This window comes from Acinetobacter sp. CIP 51.11, assembly GCF_000369665.1.
GTDB classification, from domain to species: domain Bacteria; phylum Pseudomonadota; class Gammaproteobacteria; order Pseudomonadales; family Moraxellaceae; genus Acinetobacter; species Acinetobacter lwoffii_S.
In genome coordinates this window covers 926,434-938,804 of the sequence record NZ_KB850129.1, presented here as the reverse complement: position 1 = coordinate 938,804, position 12,371 = coordinate 926,434, and the positions used below count along the sequence as shown (strand labels likewise).

Genomic DNA, 12,371 nt, shown 5'->3' with positions numbered 1-12,371 from the left:
CGATAGAGCGTAGCCTACATGGAATCTGCTAACGATAAAGAACTGGATCAGCTGCTGAATGAACACTTTGCTGGGCGGGTGGTACGTAAGGATCTGACTAAACTGATCAAAGAAGGGGCCAATGTCCCTGTTTATGTTCTTGAATACCTGCTAGGGATGTACTGTGCCTCGGATGATCCAGAGATCATTGAACAGGGACTACGTAACGTAAAGACGGTTCTGGCAGAGAACTATGTACGACCTGATGAAGCTGAGAAGGTGAAATCCCTGGTTCGTGAACGTGGCAGTTATAAGGTCATTGATCGGGTGACCGTAAAGCTGAATGAGCGTAAGGACAAATACGAAGCATCATTTAGTAATCTGGGCATCAAAGATGCCGAAATCTCGGCAGGCATCGTCAAAGAGTATGAAAAATTACTTGTTGGTGGTATCTGGGTCATTGCTACGCTCAGTTATTATTTTGAAGAAGGACAAACCAATTCTCCATTTGGGGTGAGCTTACTCAAGCCGATTCAAATGCCGAATATGAATATGGATGAACTCTTCAGTGGCAGAGCAGCATTAAGCACTGATCAGTGGCGCGAGAGTTTAATCCGTTCCATCGGCATGGAACCGGCTTCGTTAAAAGAGGACGTGCAATGGCACCTATTAGCGCGTATGGTTCCGTTCGTTGAAAATAACTATAACGTTTGTGAATTGGGACCACGCGGTACCGGGAAAAGCCATATTTACAAAGAGTGTTCACCGAATAGTATTTTAGTCTCCGGTGGGCAAACGACTGTCGCCAACCTGTTCTATAACATGAGTAGCCGCCGTATTGGTCTGGTTGGCTTATGGGATGTGGTAGCCTTTGATGAAGTCGCCGGTATTTCCTTTAAGGATAAAGATGGCGTACAGATCATGAAAGACTACATGGCCTCAGGATCTTTTGCCCGTGGCCGCGAACAGATGGAAGCCTCTGCTTCAATGGTTTTTGTGGGGAATATCAACCAAAGCGTTGAATCTCTAGTCAAAACCAGCCATCTCTTGGCGCCGTTCCCTGATGCCATGATCGATTCAGCATTCTTTGATCGTTTTCATGCGTATATCCCTGGTTGGGAAATTCCAAAAATGCGTCCGGAGTTCTTCACCAACCGTTATGGCCTGATTGTTGATTATCTGGCTGAATTCTTCCGGGAAATGCGCAAGCGTAGCTTCGCGGATGCCATTGAGAAGTACTTCAAACTCGGTAATAACCTGAATCAGCGCGATGTGATTGCCGTTCGCAAGACGGTTTCTGGATTGATGAAGCTGCTTTACCCACACGGTCAGTTTAATAAAGAAGATGTACGGCAATGCCTGGAATATGCACTGCAGGTGCGCCGTCGGGTCAAAGAACAGCTGAAGAAAATTGGGGGGATGGAATTCTATGATGTGCATTTTAGCTATATCGACAATGACACCCTAGAAGAGCATTTTGTTTCGGTAAAAGAGCAGGGTGGAGGTGGACTTATTCCCGAAGGTCCTGCTAAACCAGGCTTCCTGTATACCATTGGCCTTAGTAATAAGGGCATGCCAGGCTTATACCGTTTAGAACTTCAAGTCACTAAAGGTTCAGGAAAGTTGGCGACATCTGGCTTATGGAATTCAAGTAGTGCCAAAGAACAGGTCAAGATTGCTTTTGACTACTTCAAGGCCAATGCATCCCGGATCTCGGGGGGCAGCAAGGTGCTGGAACATGACTTCCACTTACATGTGGTGGAATTACAGAATACCGGGCCGCTCAGCCATCTTGCCTTGCCAAGTTTAGTGGCTTTCGCTTCAGGCCTGTTAGGACGATCGGTACAAAGTCAGATGGTGGTACTGGGTGATATGAGCTTGGGTGGTTCTGTGACAGCGGTGGAGAGTATTGCCGAATGTTTGCAAGTTGCTTTTGATGCGGGTGCCAAGAAGGTTGCTTTGCCAATGAGTAGTGCCGCAGATATCCCAACGATTCCTGTGGAACTGTTTACCAAGTTCCAGACCAGTTTCTATGCGGATCCGGTGGATGCGGTATTTAAAGCTTTGGGTGTGGATTGAATTTATTCTGTATAAATCAATTAAAGAGAAAAGCTTTTGACATGATTAGGAAATATGAATCGCATGAAGGATTTAATAACAGCTATTTTGGTTAAACAGCCCAAACTCACTGCTAGAGAAATTGCCAAAACTCTTGGTATTGAAAAGAAAGTAGTGAATGCTTTCTTATATCAAAATCAAGATATATTTTCACAAGATGAAGCATTTTGCTGGTCTTTAGCTATAATCCCGTCAGTTAAAAAATTAGAAAGACCAATGATAAACTCTGAACTTGAATTAAATGATATTGTTAAAAACAAACTGATTCAATTGTTGGATTATGTATCTCATCAAGCTGAGGATACTCAAAAAATTCAATATGAAATGAGTGGGAATAGATTTTATTCTCATGATCTAGAAAAACTTCGTGGCTTAAAAATTCTGAATGATGACGATTGGTGGTTCCAAATTGAACGATTACAGCTTCAATCGATGCCGAAACCATCTGAAATACTATCTTCCTACATTCATGTTGATGCCGAAAAAGAACCCACTGTTAATTTTTCTAGTTTAAATAAGATTGTATCTTTCAAAAAAGTTCATCAATTCCGCTTGCACTACAGTAGTGTGGCATGTGATTTGATTCCTAAAATTGACATACTTCAGAAGCTGTTCAATGAATTCGAAAGCTATCAAAATATTTGGGAAGATTGGAAACAAAATAACGATGAGATTAAAAAATCTATTGTTGTTTATGACAAATTATTCTCATGGAATACAGCGATTAATTTAGGTGGAACAGGCGATGGTGAAGAAATTGTTGCAGGCTTTGGCTTAGTTGACTGGGTACTTCCAACGACTCAAAAATCTTACTCATATCCTCTTATTACTATCCCGTTAGAAATGGAGATAGAAAAAAATGGATTAATACGTGTAGGTGCCAAAGATACACGTGCCAATATAGAAATGGATGCCATCTTATTAGAGGATGATCTGCCTACTTCAGGACAAGTAAAATTAGCTTTAAAAGAAAACTTAAATAATGGTCGTTCATTACAACTATTTGAAGGGGAGACTTACTCTGATCTAGTTGACGCTTTCGTTGCGAATATTTTTTCAAGAGGAGTAATTGTTGAGGCAGAAAATAGGGCTATACCATCTAAAAATCTAGCGGTGACATTAACCTCTGTATTGTTTAGTCGTCCTAAAAGAAATTCTATTTTAAGTGATGACATTGAGTTATTGAAAACTAAACTTAATGATCCTTCAGTGGCTATACCTGAACAACCTTTATCGTTAGTGACAGAATTAAAAAGCGATATTAATCAAAAAGAAACTTACAGTTTTAGGGGCCGTTCTGGTACCGAAGGATTCGGATCAAAAGTTGAAGAGCTTTATTTCCCGCTGCCTTATAATAAAGAACAAATTACGATTGTTCAGAATCTGCTAACCAGCAGTGGTGTAGTTGTGCAAGGTCCACCAGGTACAGGTAAAACACATAGTATTGCCAATATTATCTGTCACTATTTGGCGAATGGTAAAAAAGTACTAGTAACTGCACAGCAGTCGCATGTTCTTAAAACAGTACATGAAAAGATTCCTGATGAATTAAAGCCTTTAGTAGTCAGTCGCATTGGTTCAAGCAAAGAAAGTAAAAATCAGCTTGAATCTTCAATCGATTTGATTGTACAAAAAATTACCCAGATGAATGTTGCAGAAGTTCGAAAAACGATCGAAGTTCTAAAACATCAAATAGATCATAACCATCATGAAATGGCTTTGATTGATCGAGAAATATATAACTTTGCAGAAAAGCATTATCAGAATATTGAGGTAGATGGTAATAAAAAATTACCTATGGATATCGTGAAAACGGTATTAGAAAGTAGGGTATCTTACGAATGGTTTACCGACCAATTAACTTTGGAGGAAAAAGACCAGTTTCCTTTTTCCCAGATTGAGTTGATTCAATTGAGAGACTCAAGAAAGAAAATCGGTACAGATTTACCATACATAAATTATGGTCCTCTGCCAGCTCCTGAAAAGCTGTTAGATTCGGCGAGTCTGAAGAAATTAAGTGAGTTCTTAAAAGAAAAAGATGAGATTGAGGAATTCTTAAAGCAAAATGACCTACATAATTTCAAGGAAACTATTTCTGAATCAGAAATTAATGAGCTAAGAGATTGGTTAAAGATTTATCTAGAAGATCTTAACCTTGTTCTTGATCATGCAGAACCATGGTTATTGAGCTATTTCAAAAAGATAAATTCAGAAGATAAGGCTATGGAGCTGGATATCTATAGCAACCTTATTCAAGAAGTTCAGCCTTTATTGGAATACAGAAAAACGCTACTAATTGATCCCATAGAGCTGAATTTTGAGATACAACCAAACTCAAAAGAATATCAAGCTGTTCAACGTGCTGTTGATACAGGTAAGCCATTTAATTGGTATCATTTTGGTACTGCTGAATTACAAGACCTATTCAAGTCAATTAAAGTTTCTGGAAAATATCCTGATACATCAGATGAATGGAAAAGACTTAAAGAATATCTTGATAGAAGGCAGACTCTTAATGTTTTTATGAGCAAATGGAATAGTATTGCAGCACAATTAGATATTCCTTTAATTGAGTTAAATAATCGTAGTATCGATGAAATATTAAAAGAGTTCACGCAGCTCATAATTAGAACCCAAAAATGCCTCGATTTAAAAAATAAATATTTGGATCTATTTAATACGAATTATCTAAAAGTTTTTAAGAGAGCTAAATTTTTTGATTTCTACGGATTACCTAAAAACATTGATGACTTGATTCAATTGTTAGGGCAGAAGTTAAAAATATTTAATTTAGAAGTCTATCAACAACAACTGGCTGATCAAATTCTTTATTTATCAGAGTTTGGTAATAAAATATCAAATCAGTTGAAAAAAATTGTGTCTCAGGTTGATTCAGATTCGCTATATGAAAATGAATTTAGAGAATATGCTGATCTATTAAAGCAATTGGCACATTTGAAAGGTTTAACTGAAGATTTTGAAAGAGTTAAGTCAGCCAGTATTAAATTGAGCCAAACAAATGCTTTGCTTCTTAGTAAAGATATTCTTGAGATTCCGTACGCCCAAGAAATTGAGGATCCTATATTACGTAATACATTGCTCGAGGCTTGGGAATGGAAACGTCTTGAGACTTTTGTAATGACCATTAGTAATACAAGTCGAATTGAAAATTTGTATGAACGTCGTCGTATTCACGAGAACAATCTGTCTCAAAATTATGCTCAATTGGCAGCAAACAAGACGTGGTTAGCATTAAAGGAAAATGCCTCAGATAAAATTTTAGTTGCATTACAGCGTTATAAAATTGCTGTACAACACTATGGAAAAGGGACAGGCAAGAATGCTCCACGTTATAGAAAAGATGCTCAAGTAGCCCTTAAAGAGGCAACAGCAGCTATTCCTTGCTGGGTCATGTCACATCTTCAGGTATCTGAATCTATGCCTGCTGAATTAGGTCTCTTTGATTTAGTGATTGTGGATGAGGCATCACAATCATCAATTGACGTATTACCTGTTTTAATGCGTGCTAAAAAGTTATTAGTTGTAGGGGATAATAAGCAGGTTTCTCCAAGTAATGTTGGCCTAGCAAGTGCTCAAATTGATGTATTAAGGAATCGTTATCTACATGGTCAGCCACATGCTGCATATTTAACACCAGATATGTCTTTATACGACATGGCTTCTTCTATCTATGAGTCAAGCGTGATGCTTCTAGAGCATTTCCGCTGTCATCCTGCAATCATTAGTTATAGTAATAAAAACTTTTATGGTAACCGTATTAAGCCAATGCGACTATCCAAGAAGTCTGAGCAGTTAAGCCCAGCTTTAGTCGCAATTTATACACCGCAGGGATATAGAGAATCTAAAAACAGCAAACATATTAACCGAATAGAAGCGAAAGCAATTATTGAGGAAATGAAGTTACTTCTTAAAGATGAACGATATGCGAATAGATCAATTGGCGTGATCTCTTTGTTAGGTCCGGCACAGGCTGAGTTCATTCAATCAGAAGCTTTGAATGAATTTGGTGCAGGGACTCTTACTCAGGTTCAATTTGCTTGTGGGGATGCTTCAGCATTTCAGGGCGCAGAAAGAGATATTATTTTCTTATCTATGGTAGCAGATCCTGAGAATTGTCATGCTTTGAGTCGATCCGATCATGAACAGAGATTTAACGTGGCTGCAAGCCGTGCTCGTGAACGGATGTATCTTGTCCACTCCGTGAGTCGTGATCATATATCTCCAAAAGATCTAAGGCTGAATTTACTCAATCATTTTTATGATTTGCAAGAAGATCAGAAAGCGTCATTTGAAGCAAAATTAGAGTTATGTGAATCAGAGTTTGAAAAATCTGTATTCACGGTATTACATGAAATGGGATACACAGTTACTCCACAGGTTAAGGTTGGAAGCTATCGAATTGATTTAGTCGTTGAGTCTGATGGTGATCAGCGTTTAGCTGTTGAATGTGATGGTGATAGCTATCATGGGCCAGAACAATGGCATGATGACATGACTCGTCAACGTGCTTTAGAACGCGCAGGATGGACATTCTGGAGATGCTTTGCATCGAGTTGGTCAATTGAGCGTGAAAATATGGTTATGTCATTAAAGGACAAACTTGATGCAATGAGCATAAAACCTACACATGGAATGATTAGCTTAATTCAAGATGTAGAACAAAAAGTGTGGGTAGATGAAGAATCTGAAATTACTATTGAAAGTGATATCGAGAAAGATTTGTTAATTGTTTAACTGTACTAGCTTGTATTTAAATGGATTCGCTAGCAGATGCTTACTTTAAAGAAAATCTTAAGCTAGTTTAAGTCTAAAATATAGGAACTAAAGATTACAGTAGTAATCTTTAGTTTGTTAAAACCTGCTATTTATAACTTTTATACTGGGTAAAATTTGGTAAAAATCTAACTTAATTTTATCTTAATTATAAGTTTTTAAAGGAAACGGAAGTTGAGTTAAGATGCCACCATCTCCATCTTTTCAAGAAAATTAATTAAACCGCTTCATTTTTAGATTCTGGGGTATAGCGTTGTCCACTCATAATGTTCTCTCCTATGCAAAAAGAATCTACGATATTTGTCTAGGAGAGTGGTGGCTATTCAGCTCTAAATAGAGGGGGGGTGTCTTCTTTAAGATAACGAAATTCTAGCATGATATAAGAACAAACTTGCAAATCGATAAATTATAACCCCCTGTAATTTTAACAAAATATTTTTTGAGATTTAATCCACTAAATCTAATTTGGAGAAAAAATGAGTACAAGATTTTTCAATATTAAAAAGGTTTTTAAAAACAAAGGGTTATTTTTTAAATTCTCGTGACGCTTTTGAAGTATCTTCCTGAATGCTAACGATCAGTCCTACAGGATCACGCTGCTGAAATCCAAGATGGTATTGATAATTGCCTAGCAAGCTTTTAACTAATGCCAGTCCTAAACCATGGCCATGCTGCTGAGCCGATTTTCGCCAGAAGCGCTGTCCTAAATGTTGGATATCCTGTGCTGTAAGTTGTTGTCCATCATCTTCAATCACCAGGCAACCAGACTGCATGGAAATCCAGATATGGGCAGCCTGTGCATGCAGCAGTGCATTTTCAAGCAGATTTTTCAGTACGGTATACAGCACAAATTCAGGTAGCTGAATTTCACCCAGGCTCCAGTTCACCTGTATTTTTTCATTCATTTCTGGATAGCGTGTACTTAAGTCTGCAAGGACCTTCTCAAGTGTGGGGCGAAGCCAGATAGTCTCAGTCATTTCCTGGATACTGTTTTCCGATTGGGTCAGTAATAAAAGCTGCTCGAGTAACAGCGTATAACGCCGGATACTCTCATTGGCCTGCTGCAAATTGTGCTGAATGGATTCAGGCAGATTCTGCTGTTGACTAATCAGCTGGGCCAGTTGTACATGAGTTTTAATTGCGGTCAGGGGACTGCGTAATTCATGTGCAGCATAGGCACTAAAGGCTTTCTCCTGTTGCAGACTGTCATTAATTTTCTGAATCAACTGCGTGGAATTGTTGACAAAAGGCTGTACTTCCTGGGGAATGCTTGCAGGCTTGAGCTGCATTAAAAAATCTGCCGCCTCTGAATAGTTAAGGTTTTTCTGGTTCAGGTATTGACTGAGCTGATCCAAAGACCGGAACTGTCTGCGGATAATAAAGATGATCAAGGCAATACAGATCAGCAGTGAGAAGACTAAGGGAACCAGTACGGCCTGCAGAATCTGCTGTAGTAGGGTATCCCTCAAGAACATGCGTTCTGCCGCCACCACCTGAATATCGCCACGACGCAGGACATAACTGCGCCATTCCGTATCACCCTGCTGCCAGGTGCTGAATCCTTCTGGTCGTTGGCTTAAATTTTTTGGGGCACCGCGTGTTTTGGCAATGATCTGATTGCCTACCGAGACGTCAGAGCTAAAAAGAGAGACTTCACAGGCAATTAACTGGTTTACCTCATCATTCTTGGCTAATTTTGATAAGGTTGCATCCCCCAGACTATCCAGCGGTAACTGCTGAATCAGCCGGGCAACCATTTGCGCAGATGCCGATAAGCGTTGATCCAGCGTGTCTTGTAAGCGTTGTTTCAGGTCAATATACAGCCATGAAAATACCGCACTCCACAACACAATAAACACGGCCAAAAGACTCATGACCAAACGCCATTTCAAGCTGTGACTAAACATGACGTTGCTCAAACGGTTTGAAAATATATCCCACACCACGAATGGTCTGAATCAAGTCTGGATGCAGTTTTTGTCTTAGGTGATAAATGTGTACATTCAGGGCATTGCTCTCGATAGAGTCCTGGAAGCCATAGAGCTTGTCAATAAGCTGTTCATTTTTCAGGATCTGGTTGGGGTGGCTCATCAGGGTTTCCAGCAGGCTGAATTCACGGCGAGATAAATTCACAGCCTGGTCTTGATAGGTCACAGTCTGGGTATCCCGGTTCAGAACCAGTTCATCAAATTGCAGTGTATTCGAGGCAAAGCCACGGTGGCGACGGGTGAGAGCATGAATCCGAGCAATCAGTTCCTCCAATTCAAAAGGTTTGGTCAGGTAGTCGTCGGCACCGGCATTCAGGGCCTGAACACACTGATCGGTCCGCAGCCGTGCCGTCAATACCAGTACCGGGAGATCAATCTGGTCGCGTCGCCAGCTGTGCAGCAAATCCAGGCCATCCTGATCCGGCAGGCCTAAATCCAGTAAACATAAATCGACTGCACTATGCCGGATAAAATAATCCGCAGCACGTGCGTGACTGACATGCTCCACTGAAATATTCAGATAGTTCAGAGCAGCACAAATGCTCTGTGCGATATAGGGATCATCCTCAACCAATACAATAAACATAGAACATCCTGATCAAACTACCATTATTTTATAAATGATTTGGGCTGTTAATGTTGCCTTAATTTTAGTTTTTCAATAATGCAGTCCTAACAGGAGGAGATCAGCTGGATGTTGAAGTGGATATTGGGTGCCGTGATCGGCGGTGGAATCATGACGGGAGCTGCACATGCAGATTTTTTACCACCGGATCAGGCTTTTCAGTTTCAGGTGGTTTCTACAAGCCAGACTCAGGCAGAGCTTAGCTGGAAAATCGCAGAGGGTTATTATCTGTATCATGACCAGCTTAAAGTGTCTCATCAGCAGACCCCAGTCAAGTTGGCATTGCCCAAACCCGAAGACAAAGATGACCCCAATTTCGGTTTGACCCAGGTGCATTATGGGCAAGTCAAAACCAATCTGAATGTCCAGCCCAACCAGCAGTTTGTGGTGCAGTGGCAGGGCTGTGCAGAAAGCGGTTTATGTTATCCGGTGCAACGCACCACAGTAACAACTGATGCAGATGGTTTATTTTCAGCGCAAAACTTGAGCAAGCCTCAAAAGCTGCTGGCCAGCACTACACAGCCAGAAGTAAACGAACAGATTCTGACCGCTCAGAAAGATGAGCTCCAAGCTATAGAGCAAACTCCAAGTACAGATCAAGCACTGACCGAAGAAAAGGTAGAGGAAATGCAAGTTACTGCAGTTTCCGAACCTGTCGTTCAGCCTGAGATGGAATTAACAGAGAAAAACGACTCACTCATTGCAGAGCCTAAAAATCAAACTTCGTCAGCAGGCATGAATAGCCAGTGGAACAATGACCAGTATTTTTTAAGTTTGCTGTCGGAACAAGGTCTGTTGATTAATGCCCTGATTTTTCTCGGGCTTGGCATTCTGCTGGCATTTTTACCGTGTTCTTTACCTTTGATTCCAATTTTAACGGGAATTCTGGTCCAGCAGCACCGGGGCTACCGTGCTGCGCTGATTGCGCTGGTTTTTGTTTTGGGTATGGCACTGGTCTATGCGGTCATGGGACTTGCTGTGGCACAGCTCGGTTACAGTTTTCAGCGCTGGTTTCAAAGTCCGGTATTCATCAGTATTTTCAGCATTCTGTTTATTTTGTTCGCACTTAATCTGTTTGGAGCATTTCAGCTGTCCTTACCCCAAGGCATGTTACAGCGTCTGGATCAATGGCAGCAAAAGCAGAAGGGTGGCACGCTGATTGGTGCTGGTCTCATGGGCGTGATCGCCGCACTGATTGTCGGGCCATGTATGAGTGCACCGTTGGCCGGTGCCTTAATCTATGTGTCTCAGCTTAATCAACCGATGCTGGGCGCCAGTTATCTGTTTGTCTTAGGCCTTGGGCTGGGCTTGCCGCTATTTATTGCTGCCGTATTTGGGTCCCATCTTTTACCCAAACCTGGCATATGGATGGATCGCCTGAAGTTTAGTTTTGGCTTTGTCATGCTGGCGCTGGCCTTGTATTTCGCCCGTCCACTATTGCCCGGCATTTTATACCTGAGCCTTTTGGGTGTGGTACTGATCACCTGTTCAGGCTACTTCTTGTTCAAGATGCTGCCTCATGTGCATCGGTCTGTAGCGAAAATAGGCCTGATGCTGCTCAGTGGTTTACTGGTCTATGCAGGAGGCATGCAGCTCTATCATGTTTGGAGTCAGGTACAGGTGGCCCATGTAGAATCAGGGCTTGAATGGCAGAGAGTCAGTACAGCCGCAGAATTGCAACAGGTTTTAGCCAAACATCCTGCACAGCCGGTTGTGATTGATGTGTATGCGGACTGGTGTGTGGCCTGTCAACCGATTGAAAAGGAAGTGATTCCACGTAGTGATGTCCAGACAGCTTTACAAAATGTGGTTCGTATCAAATTAGACCTGACCCACTATCATCCAAGTCAGGATGAGCTGCTAAAAGCATGGCAAATCCTCGGTCCACCCACCTTTATATTTTTAAATGCAGCGCATCAGGAGCAGCGGGATTTGCGTTTGACCGGAAGCTTTAGTGCGGCACATTTGCTCGGTACATTGCAGCAACTGCAAGGGGAACAACCATGATGATTTCCAGTGATGCATTGCATCTGGGACCTTTGATGTTGCCCTGGACACTCATAATTGTTGCTACTGGCTTGATGCTGTTATCTGCCGTCCTGTTTGGATTAGCCAGAAAGTATTCATGGTCTAAACAGCAGCTTGGACAAAGTCAGGATGTACTCTGGAGCAGTTTTTTGCTGGGGATGCTGGGTGCACGTCTTGTTTTCGTCCTGCTCAATGCCGAGCTGTATTTTGCAGCACCCATCGACATACTGAAAATCCAGGATAAGGGTTTTCATTTATGGGGAGGGGTGCTGATTGGTGCTTTGTGGTATGTCATTCGCAACAGACAGTTGCAGATCCGATTCAAAGCCATCTTGTTGATCATCTTTGTACTTTGGGTCGGGCTTGGGCTCGCGTTTAAATCCAGTCTAAAAACTGAAGTGGCGTTTCCTGATCTAGTCTTTGCTGGATTAGAACAGGAGCGTCTGGGTACAGACAAGATTTCACTCAGCCAATTCATTGGCCAGCCCACGGTAATTAATATGTGGGCGAGCTGGTGTCCGCCGTGTCACCGCGAAATGCCGGTGTTGGCAAAGGCTGCCAAGCAGCATCCTCAAGTGAATTTTGTCATGCTCAATCAGGGTGAGGAGGTAGCGACCGTAAATGCCTATTTAAGAAAACATCAGTTTCAATTTAAACATGTCCTGCTGGACCCATATGGTGAACTACCCCAGCAGCTGAATAGTTTTGGCCTGCCAACGACGCTGTTTTTTAATGCTCAAGGCCAGCTGGTCGAGCGGCATATGGGGGAACTCAGTCCGGCCATGTTGCAGCAATATTTAAATAGAATTTCAGATCAACCTTAAAAAACGGAAGGACTC

Annotated in this window: 6 protein-coding genes; 4 read left to right on the top strand and 2 right to left on the bottom strand. The window is 41.5% G+C overall.

What is annotated here, in order from left to right; all coding sequences use genetic code 11:
* Positions 1-18: 18 nt before the first annotated feature.
* Together brxL and F894_RS08200 are read left to right on the top strand one after the other, a co-directional pair.
* Positions 19-2,058, top strand: a complete 2,040-nt coding sequence (brxL, locus tag F894_RS08205) for a protease Lon-related BREX system protein BrxL (RefSeq protein WP_005247069.1) — start codon at positions 19-21, stop codon at positions 2,056-2,058.
* 63 nt (positions 2,059-2,121) lie between these two features.
* A complete protein-coding gene (locus F894_RS08200) occupies positions 2,122-6,852 on the top strand; it encodes an AAA domain-containing protein (protein ID WP_005247068.1) in 4,731 nt (1,576 codons plus the stop codon).
* Between the two features lie 563 nt (positions 6,853-7,415).
* Here the strand turns inward: F894_RS08200 and F894_RS08195 are convergent.
* Positions 7,416-8,798, bottom strand: a complete 1,383-nt coding sequence (locus tag F894_RS08195) for a sensor histidine kinase (protein ID WP_005247067.1) — start codon at positions 8,796-8,798, stop codon at positions 7,416-7,418.
* Positions 8,791-9,465, bottom strand: coding sequence for a response regulator (locus tag F894_RS08190; RefSeq protein WP_005247066.1), 675 nt, complete (start codon positions 9,463-9,465; stop codon positions 8,791-8,793). The genes F894_RS08195 and F894_RS08190 overlap by 8 nt, the downstream gene beginning before the upstream one ends.
* Positions 9,466-9,573: 108 nt before the next feature.
* Here F894_RS08190 and dsbD point away from each other — a divergent pair, with 108 nt between their 5' ends.
* On the top strand, positions 9,574-11,511 hold the full coding sequence (gene dsbD / locus F894_RS08185; protein ID WP_005247065.1) for a protein-disulfide reductase DsbD: 1,938 nt from the start codon (positions 9,574-9,576) through the stop codon (positions 11,509-11,511).
* Entirely contained in the window at positions 11,508-12,356 is an 849-nt protein-coding gene (locus F894_RS08180; RefSeq protein WP_005247064.1) for a TlpA disulfide reductase family protein, read from the top strand. Before dsbD ends, F894_RS08180 begins: the two co-directional genes overlap by 4 nt.
* Positions 12,357-12,371 lie beyond the last annotated feature (15 nt).

What these genes read in the sequence shown, in the direction of transcription:
- brxL (WP_005247069.1), top strand. Translation starts at nt 19, where the DNA reads ATGGAATCTGCTAACGATAAAGAACTGGATCAGCTGCTGAATGAACAC.
- F894_RS08200 (WP_005247068.1), top strand. Translation starts at nt 2,122, where the DNA reads ATGAAGGATTTAATAACAGCTATTTTGGTTAAACAGCCCAAACTCACT.
- F894_RS08195 (WP_005247067.1), bottom strand. Translation starts at nt 8,798, where the DNA reads ATGTTTAGTCACAGCTTGAAATGGCGTTTGGTCATGAGTCTTTTGGCC.
- F894_RS08190 (WP_005247066.1), bottom strand. Translation starts at nt 9,465, where the DNA reads ATGTTTATTGTATTGGTTGAGGATGATCCCTATATCGCACAGAGCATT.
- dsbD (WP_005247065.1), top strand. Translation starts at nt 9,574, where the DNA reads ATGTTGAAGTGGATATTGGGTGCCGTGATCGGCGGTGGAATCATGACG.
- F894_RS08180 (WP_005247064.1), top strand. Translation starts at nt 11,508, where the DNA reads ATGATGATTTCCAGTGATGCATTGCATCTGGGACCTTTGATGTTGCCC.